A 19773-nucleotide genomic window follows, 5' to 3' on the forward strand; every position below is an offset into this window, starting at 1 on the left:
GACACGTCACTGTACACAAACATGCAAGTTCATGCAATAACATGCATAAAAACGCAATGACGTGATCCGTGTCCTGATGACGCAATCCTGCAGTTCGCACCGGATTCCCGCATTTCGGCGCAAGACCCGCCGCAGCGGGGTTTTTCTGCGCGATACTCGACAGATGACCACGACCAAGTCTTACGTCCTCTCGCCGATGTGGCGACTGTACATCGCCGCCTGGCTGAGCTACATGCTGGTGATTGCGCTGGTGATGCAGGCCGACACCCTGCTGGCGGGCCGGCTCGACCCATCCCTGTTCTGGCGAGCATTCGTGAGCATTGCGCCATCGGCTGCGATGCTGGCCCTGCTCTGGCCGCTCAGTGGCCGCTTCGAACGGCGCGCCATCCCCGGCGTGCAACGCTTCGTCATCCATGTCTTGGCGGCAGTGGCGTTTGCCACCTATGCGCACACGGTGCTGGTGGTAACGCAGAACCCGCCACCCCATCCGCTGTCCTGGCACCTGTGGCCCTTCCTGTACAACATGATGAGCTACGCCGTGGTGGCCGGCGTGTTTCACCTGGTGCGCGCCAACGCAGCGACCCAGCGCCAGGCGCTCGCCACGCAGCAGGCGCAGACGCTGCTGGTGGCGAGCGAACTGGGCGCGCTGCGCAGCAAGCTCAATCCGCACTTCCTGTTCAACACCCTGCACTCGATCATCGCCCTTACCGGCCGCAATCCGCAGGCGGCCGAAACAGCGCTGTTCCAGTTCTCGAACATGCTGCGCTACGTGCTCGACACCGAACGCGCCGGCATCGACCGCGTGACGCTGGACGCCGAACTGGATTTCGTGCGCGACTACCTGGAGCTGGAAAGCCTGCGCCTGGGCGAGCGCCTGCGGGTCGAGTGGGATCTTGACCCCGACCTGGGCGATTGCCTGGTGCCGGCCCTGAGCCTGCAGCCGCTGGTCGAGAACAGCATCAAGCACGCCTTCAATCCGTTCACCCGCCATGGCATCCTGCGCATCGAGAGCCGACATGAACCCGTCACCGGCCTGCTGCGCGTGACCGTGCGCGACGATGGCCCCGGTGCCGCAGCGGCGACGATCGATGCCTCGCCCGGCCTGGGCATCCGCACCATCGGCCGGCGTCTGGACCTCGACTACGCCGGCCGCGCCGCACTGCGCATCGACTCCCAACCCGGCGCCGGCTTTGCCGCCTGCGTCACCGTGCCCATCACGCCATGACCATGAAGACCGTATTTTTCGCCGAAGACGAACCGCTCGCGCGCGACGTGCTGCGCGACGCCATCTACGCCCATCCGGGCCTGCGCCTGGTGGGCGAAGCGGCCGATGGCGCGAGCGCACTGGCCTGCATCGGGACGCTGCGCCCTGACGTCGTGTTCATGGATATCCAGATGCCGGAGATGACGGGCCTGGAGGTGCTGCGCCAGCTCGACTACCTGCCGCAGATCGTCTTCACGACCGCTTATGATCAATATGCGGTGGCCGCGTTCGAGCTGCACGCCGTCGACTACCTGCTCAAGCCGTTCACGCGGGCGCGCTTTGCCGACAGCGTGGCGCGCCTGCTCGATGGTGCGCAGCCGGAACGCGCCGCCGTCGAAGGCGCGCTGGTCCGCGCCAGCGCAGGACCGGCGCGGCTCGACCGCATCCTCGTGCGCGACCGTGGCCGCATCTTCCCGCTCGCGGCGCACGAGATTGAGTACATGAAGGCCGATTCGAAGTACACCGTGATCGCGGCGCGGGGCCAGCATTTCCTGGTACGGATCGGGATTTCGGAGCTCGAGGCGCAGCTCGACCCGCAACGCTTCATCCGCGTGCACCGCTCGGCACTGGTGAACCTGGACTTCGTCGAATCGATGCGCGCGGACGACCAGTCGCAACTGCAGATCTTCATGCGCGACGGGACCTGCATCGGCGCCAACCGCGAGGCATCCCGACTGCTGCGCGAGATGGCAATTTAGGCCGCCGGCCAGGTTTCGGATTTATAATCGCGGAATTTTCCGCTCATAAATTTCCTGGCCTCGGAGCACCTACTGCATGAACCTCACTTTGATCACCTTCGTCGTGCTCTATCTGCTCGGCACGCTGGCTCTCGGCATGTGGGCGGGCACGCGGATCAAGAACACCAGCGACTTTGCCGTCGCCGGGCGCAGCCTGCCGCTGGTCATGGTGATCACCACCACGTTTGCGACCTGGTTCGGTGCCGAGACGGTGATGGGCATCCCGGCCAAATTCGTTCAGGGTGGCCTGAACGCCGTGATCGAAGACCCGTTCGGGGCCGGCATGTGCCTGGTGCTGGTGGGCCTGTTCTTCGCCACCAAACTGTACAAGCTCAACCTGCTCACGATCGGCGACTACTACCGCCAGCGCTACGGCAAGGGCATCGAGATTTTCTGCTCGGTCGCGATCATCATGAGTTATCTCGGCTGGGTCGCCGCGCAGATCACGGCGCTGGGCCTGGTGTTCAGCGTCCTGACGGCGGGAGCGATGTCGCCGGCCGCCGGCATGATCGTCGGCACGCTGACGGTGCTGATCTACGTGGTGGTGGGCGGCTTCCTGGCGGTGGCGATCACGGACTTCATCCAGATGATCGTGCTGGTCGTGGGCATGAGCGTGATCGCCTGGTTCGCGGCCGACCTGGCCGGCGGCGCCGGTAACGTGATGGCGATGGCGCAGAACGCCGACCTGTGGCGCGTGTGGCCCGAGCCAAGCTTCACTGACATCATGTTCTTCATCGCCGCGGCCGTGACGATGATGTTCGGCTCGATCCCGCAGCAGGACGTGTTCCAGCGCGTGATGTCGGCCAAGGACGCCCCGACCGCGCGCACCGGCGCCGTGATCGGCGGCGTGAGCTACATCCTGTTCGCGTTTGTCCCGATGTTCATCGTGGCCGCTGCCGTGGTGGTGATGGGCAGCCAGGCACTCGAGATTGCGCAGAACGACTACCAGCGCCTGCTGCCCACGTTCGTGATGACCAAGATGCCGCTGGTGATGCAGATCCTGTTCTTCGGCGCCCTGCTCTCGGCGATCAAGAGCACGTCGTCAGCTACGCTGCTGGCGCCGTCGACCAGCTTCGTCGAAAACATCCTCAAGAATATCCGGCCCGGGATGACCGACCGCCAGCAGCTACTGGCGATGCGCATCACGATCGTGATCTTTGCCACGCTGGTGCTGCTGTATGCGATTGCGATGGAAGGCACGTCGATTTATGAGCTGGTGTCGAGCGCGTATCAGGTGCCGCTGGTGGGGGCCTTCGTGCCGCTGGTGATGGGCCTGTACTGGAAGCGTGCGACCACCCAGGGTGCGATCCTGTCGATCGCGGGTGGTTTGCTGACATGGGTGCTGTTCTTCGAGCAGATCACCGGGTGGGGCGTGCATTTCCCGGGGCAGCTGGCAGGGTTGATCATGGCGTTTGTCGGCATGGTCGTCGGGTCGCTGGCGCCGCAGGTGCTGGTCAATCGCCGCGAAGTGGCGGCGTAAGCTTTCGCTGGACGCGTGGACGGCACAGCCGTCCACCCTACGTCGATAATCATCCCAAGTGGTAGGGTGGACGGGTTCCCCGTCCACGCGTTCAACGATCGTCCGATCAAACGTGCAGCAACAAATGCTCACGCTCCCACGGGCTGATCACCCGCATGAACTCCTGGTGTTCCAGGTCCTTGACTGCCGTGTAGACATCGATGAAGCGCTCGCCCAGCACGTCGCGCAGGCGGTCTTCGCGGCGCAGCACCGTGATCGCTTCGGACAGCCCTTGTGGCAGTTCCACCGGCAGGTCGTAGGCGCTACCCTCCACCATCGCTGATGGCTCGATCGCTTCGACCATCCCCAGGTAGCCGCAGGCCAGCGTGATCGCCAGCGCCAGGTACGGGTTAGCGTCGGCGCCGATCACGCGGTTTTCCACGCGGCGGTCCTGCGAACCCGAGACCGGCACGCGGAAGCCCACCGTGCGGTTGTCGATACCCCACTGCAGATTGATCGGCGCAGCCGTGTGGCGCACGATGCGGCGGTACGAGTTCACGTACGGCGCGACGATCGCCATCGCCGACGGCATATAGCGCTGCAGGCCGCCGATGTAGTGATGGAACAGGTCGGACGGCGCGCCGTCTTCGGTGCTGAAGATGTTCTTGCCGGTGCCGGCATCGACCACGCTCTGGTGCACGTGCATCGCCGAGCCCGGCTCGTCGACCATCGGCTTGGCCATGAAGGTCGCGTACATGTCGTGCTTGAGCGCCGCTTCGCGCAAGGTGCGCTTGAAGTAGAACACCTTGTCGGCCAGGCCCAGCGGCTCACCGTGCTGGAAATTGATTTCCATCTGGCCGGCACCGATCTCGTGGATCAGCGTGTCGACGTCCAGGTTCATCAGCTCGCAGTAATCGTAGATGTCTTCGAACAGCGGATCGAACTCGTTGACCGCATCGATGCTGTAGACCTGGCGGCTCGTTTCGGCGCGGCCACTGCGGCCGATCGGCGGCACCAGCGGCAGGTTCGGGTCGATGTTCTTCGCGGTCAGATAAAACTCGAGTTCGGGCGCCACTAGCGGTTTCCAGCCGCGCTGCTCGTACAGCTTGAGCACGCGGCGCAGCACGCTGCGCGGCGCGAAGTCGACCAGGCGGCCGTCGGCGTAATAGCAGTCGTGGATCACTTGCGCGGTCGGGTCGACCGCCCACGGCACCATCGTGATGGTGGTGGGGTCGGCCTTGAGGATCATGTCGCGGTCGATGCTCGAGATGGCGCGCTCGTAGGCATCGTCGCGTTCCGGCGTGTTGCCGGTCACGGTCATGCCCAGCACGACTTCGGGCAGGCGCATGCCGCGATCGTCCGTAAACTTCACGCGCGGCAGGATCTTGCCGCGCGCAACGCCGGTCAGATCGGGCACCAAACATTCGATTTCAGTGACCCGCTTTGCGTCGAGCCACTCTTCCATATCGGTGTAACTGAAATTTTCACGTATTGCCATCATTGCCTCATGTCGGTAGTCGATTGCGCGCCCGCTTCATGCGGGGCACGCCGGGTCATTTCAACAGCGAGCCGCCACTCAGGCGCTGCTCGCGGTAAGCGCGGCAGGCGTCGCCAAAGGCGCGGAACATCTTCATCGAGTACGGGTTGTGCTGGATGCGCCATTCGGGATGCCACTGCACGGCCAGCGTGAAGCCGGGCGAGGTCGACACGGTGAATGCTTCCACCAGGCCGTCTTCGGCCACGGCTTCGACCGACAGGCCCGGCGCCAGTTCATTGACGCCCTGTCCGTGCAGCGAGTTCACGGGGATCTCGGCCGCACCGAGAATGGCTTCCAGCATGCCGCCGGGGGTGACTGTGACGTTGTGCGCGTCGCCGTATTGCTCATCCATGCCGAGCTCGGCTTTTTCGCGGTGATCGAACTTGCCGACGACCGTCTGCACTGCCTGGTGCAGGCTGCCGCCGAGGGCCACGTTCATCTCCTGGAAACCCCGGCAGATGGCGATGATCGGCACGCCGCGGCGCACTGCTTCGCGGATCAGGGGCAAGGTGGTCTGGTCGCGCGCCGGGTCTTGCGGCAGCGTTGGATCCAGCACTTCTTCCGAGTAGTAGCTTGGATGCACGTTCGAAGCCGAACCGGTCAGCATGATGCCGTCGATGGTGCCGAAGATGGTTTCCAGGTCCAGCGATTCGCCGGACGATGGCAGGATCAGCGAGGCACAATCGGCGCCCAGGGTGACGGCGTCGACATACTTGTGCTGGGCGGCGTGATACGGATGTTCGCCAAAATCACGCGTGCATGCGGGGACGATTACGATAGGGCGCATGGTGTTGTCCTTCTCTTTGAGGCGCGCGACCACAAGGCAGTCAACGGATCGGGCGCGGGGGAAATTTCATGTCAAAAGCTTAACTTCATTTGGCTGAGGCAGCCCACACGTTTCCAAAAGTCATGACAATTTCGAGAATTTCAGTATGCAGTAATCGGGCGCGGCGGCACGTTCGTTTGCAAATGGGTCTACCATGACGGCTTGCATCCGCGCTCTGCAGCCGATGCTCGACATGAATTGACGAGGACACTATGCCGAATTTGAAAGACCCTTCCCTGCTGCGCCAGCAAGCCTTTGTTGGCGGCGCCTGGTGCGACGCCGATGACGGCCAGACCATTGCCGTGATCAATCCCGCCAACGGCGAAACCGTGGCCAGCGTGCCGCACATGGGCGCTGCTGAAACCAAGCGCGCCATCGATGCGGCCAACGCCGCCTGGCCGGCCTGGCGCAAACTGCCCGCGAAAGAACGCGCCGCGATCCTGCGCAAGTGGAACGATTTGATGCTGGAAAATGCCGACGACCTGGCGCTCTTGATGACGCTGGAACAAGGCAAACCGCTGGCTGAGGCCAAAGGCGAAGTCGCCTACGCCGCCTCGTACTTCGAGTGGTTTGGCGAAGAAGCCAAGCGCGTCGCCGGCGAGACGCTGGCCTCGCCGTGGCCGGACAAACGCATTGTGGTAACCAAGGAACCGATCGGCGTGTGCGCCGCGATCACGCCGTGGAACTTCCCGGCCGCGATGATCACCCGCAAGGTCGCGCCGGCGCTGGCCGCCGGTTGCCCGATCGTGCTCAAGCCAGCCGAACTCACGCCGCTGTCGGCACTGGCGCTGGCCGTGCTGGCCGAGCGCGCGGGTGTACCGCAAGGCGTGTTCAGCGTCGTGATTGGCGACTCGAAAGCCATCGGTGGCGAAATGACGGGCAATCCGCTCGTGCGCAAGCTGAGCTTTACCGGCTCGACCGCCGTGGGACGCCTGCTGATGGAACAGTGCGCCCCGACGGTCAAGAAGATTTCGCTCGAACTGGGCGGCAATGCGCCGTTCATCGTGTTTGACGATGCCGATCTGGACGCGGCGGTCGAGGGTGCAATCGCGTCGAAATTCCGCAATGCGGGGCAGACCTGCGTCTGCGCCAACCGCCTGTACGTGCAGGATGGCGTGTATGACGAATTCGCGCGCAAGCTCGCCGTCGCGGTGGGCAAACTGAAAGTGGGTGATGGCCGCGAAGAAGGCGTCACGCAAGGCCCGCTGATCGAAGAGAAAGCGGTGCGCAAGATCGAGCAGCACATCGAGGATGCGCAGGCCAAGGGCGCCAAGCTGCTGCTGGGCGGAAAACGCCACGCGCTGGGGCACAGCTTTTTTGAACCGACGGTGCTGACCGATGTGACGTCCGACATGCTGGTGGCACGCGAAGAAACCTTCGGCCCGCTGGCGCCGCTGTTCCGCTTCAAGACGGAAGACGAAGTGATTGCCATGGCCAACGACACCGAGTTCGGGCTGGCGTCGTACTTTTATGCGCGCGACATCGGCCGCGTCTGGCGCGTGGCCGAGGCGATCGAGAGCGGGATGGTGGGGGTCAATACCGGCATCATCTCGACCGAGGTCGCGCCGTTCGGCGGGGTCAAGCAGTCAGGCCTGGGCCGTGAAGGCTCGACCTACGGGATGGATGATTATTTGGTCGTGAAGTACATCTGCATGGGCGGCATGTAAGCGGCGCCGGCGATCACGGTTTTTTGTATTCTTTGTACTCGTAGTACTTGCGTGCATCGCCGCGCACCAGCTCGGCCGGGTACTTTGCCCGGTTGAGCACCATCTTTTCTTCGACGGCCGCGACCAGATCCACGTCGAGCTTGTCGGCCAGCCGCACGAGATACACCAGCACATCGGCCATCTCGTGCCGCACCTCGACCAGTTTATCCGCGCCGAGCTCGTCGGCGCGGCCCGACTGCAGCCACTGGAAATGCTCCAGCAGCTCGGCCGCCTCGACCGTCAAGGCCGAGGCCAGGTTCTTCGGCGTGTGGAACTGATCCCAGTCACGCTCGTCGACAAACGCGCGTACCAGCGCGCGCAGTCGCATCAGATCACTGTCCACGCCGCTCTTCACGCACGACGCCGCCATCGACGTAGCCATCGAGCACCCGGCGCAGCTTCGGTTCGATCTCGTCGAAGCTGCTGACGGTGATGCCCAGGTCGCGCAGCAGGCCGTCGTGCACGCCGTACACCCAGCTGTGGATGGTCAATGGCTGGCCGCGTTCCCACGCATCGCGCACGATGGTGGTGTGGGCCGTGTTCATGACCTGCTCGGCCACGTTCAGCTCGACCAGGCGGTTGGTGGCGGCGCGGCCGCTCACGTGGCCCAGGTACTTGCCGTGCTTGTCGCGCACGTCGCGCACGTGGCCGAGCCAGTTGTCAGCCAGGCCCACGCGCGCATCGGTCAGCGCCGCGTGCACGCCCGAGCAGCCGTAGTGGCCGCAGATGATGATGTGCTTGACCTTCAGCACGTCAATGGCGAACTGCAGCACACTCAGACAATTCAGATCCGAATGCACGACGACGTTGGCGATATTGCGGTGAACGAACAGTTCGCCCGGCGCCATGCCCAGCAATTCGTTGGCAGGAACACGGCTGTCCGAGCAGCCGATCCACAGGTATTCCGGCGCCTGCTGTTCCGACAGCGCCTTGAAGAAGTTCGGGTCCTCGGCCACCATCGTGGCGGCCCACGTGCGGTTGCGTTCGAACAGCTCTGCCGCGGTCAATCCCTTGGTCTTGTATTTGTCCATCATGGTTCCTTGTGCTTGTTACCGTCCCAAAAGGGGCGTTGCCAGGCCTGTTCTGGAGCAGGCTTCAAAGGCGGGTAGGTCTCGAAACAGGGGGAGTATAACCGTGTTGGCGGGCCAACCGGACAGGCAAAAAAAAAGGCGCAGTCAACGTTAAATAGAGACTAGCTTTGAACTGACGAGTAGTCCAGTGGTCCAACCCCTGTCCCCAGCGTCAGGAGTCGATCATGAAAGCGCCACGTTTCAAGGGCTGGTTCGCAAAACTGGCGTCACTGAACCAGCCGCAGCGCCGGCAAGTGCTTGATGCCCTGCATCCTGCCGCCGGGCTCGATCAGGTGGTTGCGCTCATCACTGAGGTCAGAGCGCCAGGCCGCTGCTGCCCCAGATGCGGCAACGATCGCTGCTACCGGCACGGGTTCGCCAACGATTTACAGCGCTATCGCTGCTGTGCCTGCGGTCGCACCTTCAACGACCTCACCGGCACGCCGCTGGCGCGGCTCAGGCACAAAGCCAAATGGCTCGCTTATTCGCAGGTGCTGCTTGACTCCCTCCCCGTACGCAAGAGAGCAGATCGAATCGGCGTACACCGCAACACCGCCTTTCGCTGGCGACATCGCTTCCTGCATTGGGTCAAGCTCGACCGGCCCTCGCTCCTGAATGGCATCGTCGAGGCTGACGAAACATTTCTGCTCGAATCACAAAAAGGTTCGCGTACGCTTGATCGGCCACCGCGCCACCGCGGCGGCCATGCTGCCAAACGGGGCATTTCCAGCGAACTCGATTGCATTCTGGTCGGGCGCGACCGCGAGGGTCGCACGGTCGATGCCGTCACTGGCCGGGGTGCCCTCACGGCTGCGCAACTCGAGCGTGACTTGCTGCCCAGGCTCGACAGGCAGGCCTTGCTGGTCAGTGACGGACATCCCGCCTACCGTGCCTTTGCACGCAAGCACAGGATCGCGCATGAGGCGGTCACTGTGCGCGCCGGTGTGCGTGTAAGGCGTCTGGGCAATCTTGCCATCCATGTGCAGAACGTGAACGCTTACCACCAGCGCTTCAAGGCCTGGCTGCAGGGTTTTCGTGGCGTGGCGTCGCGCTACCTGCCCAATTACCTGGGCTGGCGCTGGGCGCTGGATGGAGAGCGAGTTATTTCGCCGGAACAGTTGCTTCGCATTGCCATCAGCGTCATCAACAGATAACGCTGACTGAGCCAAAAAAAACCGCTGAAGGCATATGCCGTTCAGCGGTAAGTAGACTTACTCGAAGAAGTCCTTGACCTTGTCCATCCAACCCTTGCTCTGCGGGCTGTGCTTGGCGCCGCCTTCGATCGTCAGGCGTTCGAACTCGCGCAGCATGTCCTTCTGCTTGTCGGTCAGCTTGACCGGCGTCTCGACGATCACGTGGCAGAACAGGTCGCCCGTGTAGCCCGAACGCACGTTCTTGATGCCCTTGCCCTTGAGGCGGAAGGTCTTGCCGGTCTGGGTACCTTCAGGCACCGTGAACGACACCTTGCCGGTCAGGGTCGGCACTTCGATTTCGCCGCCCAAAGCCGCTTTCGAGAACGAGATCGGCATTTCGCAGTGCAGGTCGTCGCCTTCGCGCTGAAACACGGTGTGCGGCTTGATGTGGATCTCCACATACAGGTCGCCCGCCGGCCCGCCATTGGTACCCGGTTCGCCATTGCCCGACGAGCGGATGCGCATGCCGTTGTCGATACCGGCCGGGATCTTCACTTCCAGCGTCTTGTTGCGCTTGATGCGTCCGGCGCCACCGCAGGCTGCGCACGGCTCAGGGATGATCTTGCCGCTGCCATGGCATTTCGGGCAGGTCTGCTGGACGCTGAAGAAGCCCTGCTGCATGCGCACCTGGCCATGACCGGCGCAGGTGGTGCAAGTCACAGGCTGGGTGCCCGGCTTGGCGCCGCTGCCGTGGCAGGTGTCGCACTTGTCCCAGCTTGGCACGCGGATCGTCGTGTCGAAGCCGTGAGCGGCCTGTTCCAGCGTGATCTCGAGGTTGTAGCGCAGGTCGGCGCCGCGGTACACCTGCGGGCCGGCACTGCGCCCGCCACGGCCACCGCCAAAGATGTCGCCAAAGATGTCGCCGAACGCATCGCCGAAACCACCGGCGCCGCCGCCCATGCCGCCCATGCCGCTGTTCGGATCGACGCCAGCGTGACCGTAACGGTCATACGCTTCGCGCTTCTCCGGGTTGGTCAGCATCTCGTAGGCCTCTTTGACCTCCTTGAACTTCTCTTCCGCTTCCTTGTTATCCGGGTTGCGGTCAGGGTGGAACTTCATCGCAAGCTTGCGATAAGACTTCTTGATCTCGTCTTCCGACGCACCCTTCGCGACCCCAAGGATCTCGTAAAAATCACGCTTCGCCATGGTCGGCACCTAAAGTTATCTGAAAACTGAATTCTTTAAACCAAAAAAACCGAGCCGAGTACCTGGAAGGTGTCGGCTCGGCCTGTACGCGAAGGCACAAGGCCTTCGCGCCGGAGACGCTTACTTCGCGTCTTTCACTTCCTTGAAGTCGGCGTCGACAACGTCGTCATCCTGCTTGCCCGATTGCTCGCCACCGGCTGCACCGGCGCCTGGGCCACCGGCCGCGCCAGCGCCACCAGCCTGCTGCGCCTGCATGTCGGCGTACATCTTCTCGCCCAGCTTCTGCGACGCGCTCGACAGGGCTGCCGTCTTGGCATCGATGTCCGCCTTGTCGCCGCTCTTGATCGCGCCTTCGAGGTCGGTGATTGCCGCTTCGATCTGCTCTTTCTCACCGGCTTCCAGCTTGTCGCCGTATTCGGTCAGCGATTTGCGGGTCGAGTGCACCAGGGCGTCGCCCTGGTTGCGCGCTTCCGCCATTTCCTTGACCTTCTTGTCTTCTTCGGCGTTCAGCTCGGCGTCCTTGACCATCTTCTGGATCTCTTCTTCCGTCAGACCCGAGTTCGCCTTGACGGTGATCTTGTTCTCTTTGCCGGTGGCCTTGTCTTTCGCGCCGACGTGCAGAATGCCGTTGGCGTCGATGTCGAAGGTCACTTCGATCTGTGGCGTGCCACGCGATGCTGGCGGGATGCCTTCCAGGTTGAACTCGCCCAGGCCCTTGTTACCGGCCGCGATTTCACGCTCGCCCTGGAACACCTTGATGGTCACGGCCGGCTGGTTGTCGTCGGCAGTCGAGAACACCTGCGAGAACTTGGTCGGGATCGTGGTGTTCTTGTGGATCATCTTGGTCATCACGCCGCCCAGGGTTTCGATACCCAGCGACAGTGGCGTCACGTCCAGCAGCAGCAGATCCTTGCGCTCGCCCGACAGGACCGAACCCTGGATCGCAGCGCCGACAGCGACGGCTTCATCCGGGTTGACGTCCTTGCGTGCTTCCTTGCCGAAGAACTCCTTGACCTTCTCCTGCACCTTCGGCATACGGGTCATACCGCCGACCAGGATGATGTCGTCGATGTCCGAAACCTTGACGCCGGCATCCTTGATGGCCATACGGCATGGCTCGATCGTCTTGATGATCAGCTCTTCCACCAGCGACTCGAGCTTGGCACGGGTCATCTTCAGGTTCAGGTGGACCGGCGCGCCGTTCGCCATGGCGATGTACGGCTCGTTGATTTCGGTCTGCTGCGACGACGACAGTTCGATCTTTGCGCGCTCGGCCGAAGCCTTGATGCGCTGCAGGGCGATCGCGTCTTTCGACAGGTCGAGGCCGTTGATCTTCTTGAACTCGTCGATGATGTAATCGATGATGCGCTGGTCGAAGTCTTCGCCGCCCAGGAACGTGTCGCCGTTGGTCGACAGCACTTCGAACTGCTTTTCGCCATCGACGTCAGCGATTTCGATGATCGAGACGTCGAACGTGCCGCCGCCCAGGTCATACACGGCGATCTTGCGGTCGCCCTTGTCGGTCTTGTCCAGGCCGAATGCCAGTGCGGCAGCGGTTGGCTCGTTGATGATGCGCTTGACGTCCAGGCCCGCGATACGGCCGGCATCCTTGGTTGCCTGGCGCTGCGAGTCGTTGAAGTACGCCGGCACGGTGATGACCGCTTCGGTGACTTCTTCGCCCAGGTAATCCTCGGCGGTCTTCTTCATCTTGCGCAGCACTTCAGCCGAGATCTGCTGGGCAGCCAGTTTCTTGTCGCGCACGCCAACCCATGCGTCGCCGTTGTCGGCCTTGACGATGGCGTATGGCATCAGCGAGATGTCTTTTTGCACTTCTTTTTCATCGAACTTGCGGCCGATGAGACGCTTGACTGCGAACAGCGTGTTCTTCGGGTTGGTCACGGCCTGGCGCTTGGCCGGCGCGCCGACGAGGATCTCGCCGTCTTCCTGGTAAGCGATGATCGATGGCGTGGTACGCGCGCCTTCGGCGTTCTCGATCACTTTTGGCTGACCGTTTTCCATGATGGCCACGCACGAGTTCGTGGTGCCAAGGTCGATACCGATAATTCTGCCCATGATGTATTCCTTTTTATATGCTGAGTTTCTGATGGATTCAATATTGGGAAAAACGGCGTGCTTTCAAGAGCATTACGCGGCACGCGGCCATTCTTATTTTGGTGCTGCTGCCGTCACGATGGCTGGCCGCAGCAGGCGGTCGGCGATCATGTAACCCTTTTGCAGCACGGTGACCACGGTATTGGCTTCCTGCTCCGCCGGCACCACGGCAACGGCCTGGTGCTTGTTCGGATCCAGCTTGTCGCCCACTTGCGGCAGCACCTCGACCAGGCGGTTCTTTTCAAACGCACTGGTGAGCTGCTTGAGCGTCATTTCAACGCCTTCCTTGATCGACTCGACCGTCGGCGCTTCGACCTTCAGTGCCATCTCCAGGCTGTCGCGCACCGGCACCATGGCCTCGGCAAAGCTTTCGATGGCAAATTTATGGGCCTTGCTGACGTCTTCCTGGGCGCGGCGGCGGATGTTTTCCGCGTCGGCCTTGGCGCGCATGAAGGCATCGTGCATCTCGGCCAGCTTGGCTTCGGTGGCGCTCAGTTGTTCTTCGAGGCCCGGCGTACCCGCCTGCGCGGCGCCAGCGGTAGCACCATCATTGATGTCAGCGCCAGGCGCCTGTACATCCTGTTCGTTGCTCATCTCTTTGTTCTCTTGGTCTTGCATCGGAAAAACTCCTGGAATCAAGGACTTGGCTGATTTAAAAACGTATCCTGATTGATACACAGCGCACCAGATGGGGCGATCTCCTACAATTACAAGGGGAATTGCAGGAAAGCCATCTGAAATTCAGGCAAATGCGGCCCTGCAGCGCCAACAACCCGCTATTTTAGCAGGTTGTCAACAGGCAAGTCGGTATGGACTAGTTGGGAGCGCCGAGGCTCTTGGCGCGCGCGGCGCCACGTTCGGCATCGATGCGGCGCGCTTCGCGCTGCGCCGGCGTGAGGATGGTCGGCCAGCCGATCAGGTGCTGTTCGGCGATTTCTGCCAGGCCACGGATCCAGGCGGGCGATGCGTTCAGGCACGGAATGTAATGGAACTCCTTGCCGCCGGCCGCTTCGAAATCGTGGCGCACTTCCATCGAGATTTCTTCCAGCGTTTCCAGGCAGTCGCTGGTAAAGCCCGGACAGATCATGTCGATGCGTTCGAGGCCATCGCGCGCCAGTTGCGCGACGGTCGGCGCGGTGTACGGCTGCAGCCACTCGGCCTTGCCGAAGCGCGACTGGAACGTGACCATATACTCGTCCTGCGACAGCTCAAGCGCGGTGGCCAGCAGGCGCGCCGTTTTATAGCACTCGCAGTGGTACTGGTCGCCCAGCAGCAGGGTGCGCTTGGGCACGCCGTGGAAGCTCATCACCAGCTTCTGACCCCGGCCATGATTGTCCCAGTGCGCCAGCACATTGTCGCGCAGCGCGTGGATATAGCCTTCGTGGTCGTGGTAGTGCTTCACCAGGCGCAGCTCGGGAATATTGCGCACCTTCGCGTAGTGCTGGAACACGGCATCCCAGATCGAGGCCGTGGTGGTGCCGGAATATTGCGGATAGGCGGGCAGCACGACGATGCGGTCGACGCCCTCTTCTTTCAAGCGATCGAGCACCTCGGGCATCGATGGCGAGCCGTAGCGCATTGCCATCGCCACGCTCACGTCTTCGTGGCCGCGCTCGGTCAGCATCGCCTGCAGGCGCGTGGCTTGCAGGGCCGTGTTCACGCGCAGGGGCGAACCGTCGCGGGTCCAGATCGTGCGGTATTTCGCGGCCGACTGACCCGAGCGGAACGGCAGGATGATCAGGTGCAGGATGCACCACCAGACCAGGCGCGGCACCTCGACCACGCGCGGATCGGACAGGAACTGCTTCAGGTAGCTGCGCACCTTGCCGCGTGTGGGCTCGTCCGGCGTGCCCAGATTGACCAGCAAGACTGCGCTGCGCGGGATGGTACCGTGGGTGTAAGGCGGTTCAGGGCGAAATGACATGGGGGCGTAGTGAAGACAGGATCTGGCCATTATAAGTCTGGCATGTCCTGCCCGCAGGACCCAACAGCGGGTCAGCGCGCTTTGGGTTGCCGGTCCGTGGTGTTCGAGCCACGGACCGGCAAGGCTAGCGCAAGATCAGGATCAGAATCAGGTGCTCACGTGCAGGCGCACGTCGATGTTGTTGCGGGTGGCGTTCGAGTACGGGCACACGATGTGGGCCTTGTCGACCAGCTCCTGCAGCTGGGCCTGGTCCATGCCCGGGCCCTTGATGCTCAGGTCGACTTCGATGCCAAAGCCGGTCGGGATCTGGCCGATGCCGACGTCGCCCGTGATGGTCAGGTCGGCCGGCAGCGTGACCTTGGCCTGGCCCGCGACAAATTTCAGCGCGCCCAGGAAGCAGGCCGAATAACCGGCTGCAAACAGCTGCTCGGGATTGGTGCCCGCGCCGCCACCGCCACCCAGTTCTTTCGGCGTGGACAGCGTCACGTCCAGGGCGCCGTCCGAACTTTTCGACGTGCCTTCACGGCCGCCTTGCGACGTGGCTTGTGCGCGATACAGGACTTTTTCGATGCTCATGAGAGTTCCTTCCGGAGTGGTTGATGGGGTGCTTACTGTGCCACAAAAACGCTAGGCACCCGCGCCATGCAAGCCATCAGGACGCCAGCAACTCCCTTGCATGCTTGCGCGTGGTCTCGGTGATCTCGATCCCGCCCAGCATGCGCGCCACTTCCTCGACCCGCGCGCGCTTGTCGAGCACATCGATGCGCGAGACCGTGCGGCCGGCGTCGGTCGTGCCCTTGGCCACCTGGAAGTGCTGGTTTGCCTGGCTGGCCACCTGCGGCAAGTGCGTCACGCACAGCACCTGGCGTTGCTGGCCCAGGCGCTTGAGCAGGCGCCCCACCACCTCGGCCACACCGCCGCCGATACCGGTGTCGACTTCGTCAAAAATCAGCGTCGGCACCGTCGTTGCATTCGACGTGATGACGGAGATCGCCAGCGAGATGCGCGCCAGCTCGCCGCCCGACGCGACCTTGGCCAGCGCGCGCGGCACGACGCCCGCGTGACCGGCCACCAGAAATTCAATGTGCTCCAGGCCATGCGCGCCCGGCTCGCCGCGGTTCAGGCCAATGGCGAAACTGCCGCCGCTCATGCTGAGCTCCTGCATCGCCGCTGTGACCTGCGTGCCCAGCTCGTGCGCCGCTGCCGCGCGCCGCACCGACAGGCGCCCGGCCACGTCCATATACGCCGCCTCGGCTTTTTCTTCCTGCTTGCGCAGGCCGTCGATGTCGGTGGCGTCGGCCAGCTGGCGCAGCTTCGTGGCCAGCAGCGCGTGTTCGTCCGGCAGTTCTTCGGGCGTGACGCGGTATTTGCGCGCAGCCGTGTGCAGCGCCTCCATGCGCGCGTCCACTTCGCGCAGGCGCGCCGGGTCGAGCTCGACCTTGTCGATATAGGTGTTCAGTTCGGACACGGCTTCTTGCAGCTGGATGCGCGCCGGCTCCATGCAGTCGAGCACCGATTGCAGCTGCGTATCGACGTCGACCAGCTTGCCCAGCTTGGCGTTGAGCGCCGACAGTTGCGACAGGATCGGATGGTCGGATTCGGAGATCGCGGCCAGCGCTTCCTGCGCGCCTTCGAGCAGCGTGGCGGCATGCGACAGGCGGCTGTGTTCATTGCCGATGTCGAGCCACTCGCCGGCTTTCGGGGCCAGTTTGTCGAGCTCGGCCACTTGCCACTCGAGGCGCTCGCGCTCGATCAGCACGTTCTTGGCATCGGCTTCGTATTCTTCGCGCTGGCGCACCAGCGCGCGCCACGTACGCCAGGCTTGCGACACTTCTTGCGCCTCGATGCGCGCGGCCGGATCGCGCACGCCGATCTGGTTGTCGAGCAGCGCGCGCTGGGCGTCGGGCTTGAGCAGGCTCTGGTGCGCGTGCTGGCCGTGGATGTCGACCAGCAGGTCGCCCAGCTCGCGCAATTGCGCCGCCGTGGCCGCAACGCCGTTGATATAGCCCTTGGAACGGCCGGCGTTGTCGATCACGCGGCGCAGCAGCGCCCCGCCCTCGTCGGCGCTGAAGTCGTGCTCGGCCAGCCAGACACGCGCCACTTCGGTCGGTGCGAAGTCAGCGGTGATGTCGGCTTTGGCAGCGCCTTCGCGCACCATGCTGGCGTCGCCGCGGCCGCCCAGCGCCAGCTGCAGCGCATCGATCAGGATCGACTTGCCGGCGCCGGTTTCGCCGGTGAACACCGAGAAGCCGTTCGAGAATTCCAGTTCGATGGCGTCGACGATGACGAAGTCGCGGATGGTAAGTGTGCGCAGCATGAAAAATCGGGTCTCCGGCGGTTAGGGCGATTCTTTGACGACTCTGTAGCAAATGCGGGCGGCTGCGATGGATAGCTTACTTGAGCCTGCCGTCGTTGGTGGGGTACTCGTTCCAGTGCAGTTTCTGGCGCAGCGTGTGGTAATAGCTCCAGTGGAGTGGATGCAGGAACGTGATCGTGTGCGGCGAGCGCGAAATCACGATCTGGTCGCCCAGTTGCAGGCTCGTGAAGGTCTGCATGTCGAAGTTGACGCTGATGTCGCGCCCGCTGACCAGTTCGACCACGATCTCGCTCGTGTCGGGCACCACGATCGGCCGGTTCGACAGTGCATGCGGCGCGATCGGCACCAGCACCGTGCCGCCCAGGCTCGGATGCAGCAATGGCCCGCCGGCCGACAGCGCATACGCCGTCGAGCCGGTGGGCGTGGAGACGATCAGGCCATCCGAGCGCTGGTTGTACATGAATTGACCGTCGACGCTCAGTTTGAGTTCGACCATGCCGGCGCCCGTGCCGCGTGCCACGACCACGTCGTTGACGGCCACGCTGGAAAAGATCAGCACGCCATCGCGCATGACGCGCGCCTCGAGCAGCGTGCGCTCTTCGCGCCGTGCGCGGCCTTCCAGGATGTTGCTCAGTTGAGGCAGCATGTCGTCCAGCGCGATGTCGGTGATGAAGCCCAGGCGCCCCAGGTTGATGCCGATGAGGGCAATATCGTATTCGGCCAGCTGGCGTGCGATGCCGAGCATGGTGCCGTCGCCGCCGAGGACGATGCCGATCTGCGCTTGCACGCCGATCTCGGCCACGGTCATCGATTCGAGATTGTCGAGCGCGAGATTGGCGGCGGTATCGGCCTCGAACACGACGCGGTAGCCGGCCCCGGCCAGAAAATCGCGGATGCGGCTGACCGGCTCTTCGACGCCTGGCGTGTTATGCCGCACCACGAGCGCGATGATCTGTTGCGGTTGGGGTGATGCAGGCATAGCGATCTCGGCAGTAGTAGGTTAACAACACGCTGGAGATTAACCGATAATTCCTGCGGCTGCCATAGCAGCGCTCGGCAAACACTGTACAGATGCACAGTATACCGGTCGCCGCCCCGGTCCCGCAAGTTCAGGCCACCAGTGCTGCTCCCATGGCCACCACGACCGCCAGGACCAGGCTCAGCACATGAAGCAGGCTCAGCACGATCCAGCGCAGGCCGGTGGCCAGGCGCGCCCCGCCATACACCCTGTGCATCGCCAGCGGCAGATACAGCAGCAGCCACAGCGCCAGCGGCAGCTCAAGAAAATCCAGCATCGGCGGCAGCGTCAGCAGCACGCTGAACATCAGAAAGGCAAACGCATTGGTGTGCAGCGCGAACAGGAAATGCTCGCCATAGCGCCGCCCCGTGCGCACGTACAGAATGCGCAGGTAGAAGGCGAACACCGGCATCAGTGCGAATACCGCATATGGCGTATAGCTGAAGAACGCCCCCTTGAGCGCCACTTCCTGATCGCGCCGCGGCAGGTCGAGGAAGTGCTGGACTTTCTGGCCCAGGGTGGCATTGAAGGATCCGGCCCCAGTCACGAGTGGCGCGACGGCGCGGTTGAATTCAGTGGCAGGCTCAGGGGTTTTCCTGTCCCCGGACACGACGACGGCCGACGGCGGTATCTCTTCGCCGAGATTGATCACTTCCATCCCGCTGAACTTGAACAGTGCGAAAAAGATGATGCTGAACGTCAGATACAGGCGCAGCGGCTGCAGGTAGCGCGCGCGCCGGCCTTCAATATATTCGCAGGTGAGAAAGCCCGGCTTGAAGATCAGCCCGCCAAGCGACTTCCACAGCGCGCCTTCCAGCGCCACGTAGTGCGCAATGAATTCGTGCAGGAACTCGCGCGCGCTCGGCACGTGCAGGTGCGTGGCCTGGCCGCACTGATGGCAATAGTTGCCATCGGTGGCGGCGCAGCAGTTCTTGCAGACTGAGGTGGCGTGCTGCGGCAGGGTGTCAGGCGTCACGGTGCATCTTCCGTCAAGACGTTCAAAATCCTATCTTAGCCAAGTAATTGCAAAAAAGCATCATATTTACAAAGTTCAATTGAGCGACCGTTTTGGGCGTGGGCAGTTAGGATGAGGATGACGAAAATACAAAAGGAGATCGCGATGGCGACCAACGCAAAAGACCGCGCCGTGAATACGGACGAACCGATGGGCAACGATGGCGTCAAACGCCAGCCACACGAACGCGATGAAACGCCGGATGGCCAGGATACCGAGCCACGCGGCATCATGAAGCAGGCAGCAAGCGACCTCGAACAAGGCCTGATCGATACCGAAGCACGCGGCACGCCGGGCATTTCCGAAGCGGTCAACGCCGCACCCGGCGCTAGTGGCCAGGCCACCCCGCTGCCGGACCGCCATCGCGACATGCGCGACCACGAGGCCGAACCGGCACCCGAGGCAAGCGAAGACGACGATACTGACAACACCAACGAAAGGAAATAAAA

At 63.0% G+C, this 19773-nt stretch carries 18 protein-coding genes; 6 read left to right on the forward strand and 12 right to left on the reverse strand.

Features of this window, described 5'->3' with window-relative positions:
- Positions 1 to 163: 163 nt before the first annotated feature.
- From AC56LW_RS18205 to AC56LW_RS18215, 3 genes are all read left to right on the forward strand, one after another.
- Entirely contained in the window at positions 164 to 1225 is a 1062-nt protein-coding gene (locus tag AC56LW_RS18205; protein WP_499636598.1) for a sensor histidine kinase, read from the forward strand.
- Between the two features lie 2 nt (positions 1226 to 1227).
- Positions 1228 to 1962: a LytR/AlgR family response regulator transcription factor gene (locus tag AC56LW_RS18210; RefSeq protein WP_332532757.1), complete on the forward strand. Its 735-nt coding sequence runs from the start codon at positions 1228 to 1230 to the stop codon at positions 1960 to 1962.
- Positions 1963 to 2038: 76 nt separating this feature from the next.
- Positions 2039 to 3481: a high affinity choline transporter 1 gene (locus AC56LW_RS18215; protein ID WP_499636600.1), complete on the forward strand. Its 1443-nt coding sequence runs from the start codon at positions 2039 to 2041 to the stop codon at positions 3479 to 3481.
- A gap of 106 nt (positions 3482 to 3587) precedes the next feature.
- Here AC56LW_RS18215 and AC56LW_RS18220 read toward each other — a convergent pair whose 3' ends face one another.
- Both AC56LW_RS18220 and AC56LW_RS18225 read right to left on the reverse strand, forming a co-directional pair.
- The gene (locus tag AC56LW_RS18220; RefSeq protein ID WP_332533165.1) at positions 3588 to 4958 is read right to left on the reverse strand and encodes a glutamine synthetase family protein; all 1371 of its coding nucleotides are present in this window, start codon (positions 4956 to 4958) and stop codon (positions 3588 to 3590) included.
- 55 nt (positions 4959 to 5013) lie between these two features.
- Positions 5014 to 5784: a gamma-glutamyl-gamma-aminobutyrate hydrolase family protein gene (locus AC56LW_RS18225; RefSeq protein ID WP_332533166.1), complete on the reverse strand. Its 771-nt coding sequence runs from the start codon at positions 5782 to 5784 to the stop codon at positions 5014 to 5016.
- 251 nt (positions 5785 to 6035) lie between these two features.
- Between AC56LW_RS18225 and gabD the strand changes: the two genes are divergently transcribed.
- Positions 6036 to 7490, forward strand: a complete 1455-nt coding sequence (gabD, locus tag AC56LW_RS18230; protein ID WP_499636602.1) for an NADP-dependent succinate-semialdehyde dehydrogenase — start codon at positions 6036 to 6038, stop codon at positions 7488 to 7490.
- Positions 7491 to 7503: 13 nt separating this feature from the next.
- Here the strand turns inward: gabD and AC56LW_RS18235 are convergent, their stop codons facing one another.
- Together AC56LW_RS18235 and can are read right to left on the reverse strand one after the other, a co-directional pair.
- Complete coding sequence (locus tag AC56LW_RS18235) at positions 7504 to 7899, reverse strand: nucleotide pyrophosphohydrolase (RefSeq protein WP_482900146.1); 396 nt, start codon at positions 7897 to 7899, stop codon at positions 7504 to 7506.
- Entirely contained in the window at positions 7862 to 8560 is a 699-nt protein-coding gene (gene can / locus AC56LW_RS18240) for a carbonate dehydratase (RefSeq protein ID WP_332533168.1), read from the reverse strand. The genes AC56LW_RS18235 and can overlap by 38 nt, the downstream gene beginning before the upstream one ends.
- Positions 8561 to 8784: 224 nt before the next feature.
- On the opposite strand from can, the gene AC56LW_RS18245 reads away from it, so the two are divergent.
- On the forward strand, positions 8785 to 9753 hold the full coding sequence (locus tag AC56LW_RS18245; RefSeq protein ID WP_499636604.1) for an IS1595 family transposase: 969 nt from the start codon (positions 8785 to 8787) through the stop codon (positions 9751 to 9753).
- Positions 9754 to 9810: 57 nt separating this feature from the next.
- Here AC56LW_RS18245 and dnaJ read toward each other — a convergent pair whose 3' ends face one another.
- From dnaJ to AC56LW_RS18285, 8 genes are all read right to left on the reverse strand, one after another.
- The gene (gene dnaJ / locus AC56LW_RS18250) at positions 9811 to 10938 is read right to left on the reverse strand and encodes a molecular chaperone DnaJ (RefSeq protein ID WP_183556085.1); all 1128 of its coding nucleotides are present in this window, start codon (positions 10936 to 10938) and stop codon (positions 9811 to 9813) included.
- Between the two features lie 120 nt (positions 10939 to 11058).
- Positions 11059 to 13011 (reverse strand): molecular chaperone DnaK, encoded by a 1953-nt coding sequence (gene dnaK, locus AC56LW_RS18255; protein ID WP_183556084.1) that lies wholly within the window; start codon positions 13009 to 13011, stop codon positions 11059 to 11061.
- Between the two features lie 93 nt (positions 13012 to 13104).
- Positions 13105 to 13668, reverse strand: coding sequence for a nucleotide exchange factor GrpE (gene grpE, locus AC56LW_RS18260; protein ID WP_183556083.1), 564 nt, complete (start codon positions 13666 to 13668; stop codon positions 13105 to 13107).
- Between the two features lie 196 nt (positions 13669 to 13864).
- Entirely contained in the window at positions 13865 to 14974 is a 1110-nt protein-coding gene (hemH, locus tag AC56LW_RS18265; protein WP_499636606.1) for a ferrochelatase, read from the reverse strand.
- 147 nt (positions 14975 to 15121) lie between these two features.
- On the reverse strand, positions 15122 to 15550 hold the full coding sequence (locus tag AC56LW_RS18270) for an organic hydroperoxide resistance protein (RefSeq protein ID WP_183556081.1): 429 nt from the start codon (positions 15548 to 15550) through the stop codon (positions 15122 to 15124).
- A gap of 76 nt (positions 15551 to 15626) precedes the next feature.
- Positions 15627 to 17291, reverse strand: coding sequence for a DNA repair protein RecN (gene recN, locus AC56LW_RS18275; RefSeq protein WP_499636608.1), 1665 nt, complete (start codon positions 17289 to 17291; stop codon positions 15627 to 15629).
- A 76-nt stretch (positions 17292 to 17367) separates the two neighbouring features.
- Complete coding sequence (locus AC56LW_RS18280) at positions 17368 to 18270, reverse strand: NAD kinase (RefSeq protein WP_499636610.1); 903 nt, start codon at positions 18268 to 18270, stop codon at positions 17368 to 17370.
- 130 nt (positions 18271 to 18400) lie between these two features.
- Positions 18401 to 19285 carry a DUF3667 domain-containing protein gene (locus tag AC56LW_RS18285; protein ID WP_332533175.1) on the reverse strand — a complete coding sequence of 295 codons (885 nt, stop codon included), beginning with the start codon at positions 19283 to 19285 and terminating at the stop codon, positions 18401 to 18403.
- Between the two features lie 144 nt (positions 19286 to 19429).
- Here AC56LW_RS18285 and AC56LW_RS18290 point away from each other — a divergent pair, with 144 nt between their 5' ends.
- Positions 19430 to 19771: a hypothetical protein gene (locus tag AC56LW_RS18290; protein ID WP_332533176.1), complete on the forward strand. Its 342-nt coding sequence runs from the start codon at positions 19430 to 19432 to the stop codon at positions 19769 to 19771.
- Positions 19772 to 19773: the final 2 nt, after the last annotated feature.

Source organism: Telluria sp. LT2P80 (assembly GCF_059685955.1).

What these genes read in the sequence shown, in the direction of transcription:
- AC56LW_RS18205 (WP_499636598.1), top strand. Translation starts at nt 164, where the DNA reads ATGACCACGACCAAGTCTTACGTCCTCTCGCCGATGTGGCGACTGTAC.
- AC56LW_RS18210 (WP_332532757.1), top strand. Translation starts at nt 1,228, where the DNA reads ATGAAGACCGTATTTTTCGCCGAAGACGAACCGCTCGCGCGCGACGTG.
- AC56LW_RS18215 (WP_499636600.1), top strand. Translation starts at nt 2,039, where the DNA reads ATGAACCTCACTTTGATCACCTTCGTCGTGCTCTATCTGCTCGGCACG.
- AC56LW_RS18220 (WP_332533165.1), bottom strand. Translation starts at nt 4,958, where the DNA reads ATGGCAATACGTGAAAATTTCAGTTACACCGATATGGAAGAGTGGCTC.
- AC56LW_RS18225 (WP_332533166.1), bottom strand. Translation starts at nt 5,784, where the DNA reads ATGCGCCCTATCGTAATCGTCCCCGCATGCACGCGTGATTTTGGCGAA.
- gabD (WP_499636602.1), top strand. Translation starts at nt 6,036, where the DNA reads ATGCCGAATTTGAAAGACCCTTCCCTGCTGCGCCAGCAAGCCTTTGTT.
- AC56LW_RS18235 (WP_482900146.1), bottom strand. Translation starts at nt 7,899, where the DNA reads ATGGCGGCGTCGTGCGTGAAGAGCGGCGTGGACAGTGATCTGATGCGA.
- can (WP_332533168.1), bottom strand. Translation starts at nt 8,560, where the DNA reads ATGGACAAATACAAGACCAAGGGATTGACCGCGGCAGAGCTGTTCGAA.
- AC56LW_RS18245 (WP_499636604.1), top strand. Translation starts at nt 8,785, where the DNA reads ATGAAAGCGCCACGTTTCAAGGGCTGGTTCGCAAAACTGGCGTCACTG.
- dnaJ (WP_183556085.1), bottom strand. Translation starts at nt 10,938, where the DNA reads ATGGCGAAGCGTGATTTTTACGAGATCCTTGGGGTCGCGAAGGGTGCG.
- dnaK (WP_183556084.1), bottom strand. Translation starts at nt 13,011, where the DNA reads ATGGGCAGAATTATCGGTATCGACCTTGGCACCACGAACTCGTGCGTG.
- grpE (WP_183556083.1), bottom strand. Translation starts at nt 13,668, where the DNA reads ATGCAAGACCAAGAGAACAAAGAGATGAGCAACGAACAGGATGTACAG.
- hemH (WP_499636606.1), bottom strand. Translation starts at nt 14,974, where the DNA reads ATGTCATTTCGCCCTGAACCGCCTTACACCCACGGTACCATCCCGCGC.
- AC56LW_RS18270 (WP_183556081.1), bottom strand. Translation starts at nt 15,550, where the DNA reads ATGAGCATCGAAAAAGTCCTGTATCGCGCACAAGCCACGTCGCAAGGC.
- recN (WP_499636608.1), bottom strand. Translation starts at nt 17,291, where the DNA reads ATGCTGCGCACACTTACCATCCGCGACTTCGTCATCGTCGACGCCATC.
- AC56LW_RS18280 (WP_499636610.1), bottom strand. Translation starts at nt 18,270, where the DNA reads ATGCCTGCATCACCCCAACCGCAACAGATCATCGCGCTCGTGGTGCGG.
- AC56LW_RS18290 (WP_332533176.1), top strand. Translation starts at nt 19,430, where the DNA reads ATGGCGACCAACGCAAAAGACCGCGCCGTGAATACGGACGAACCGATG.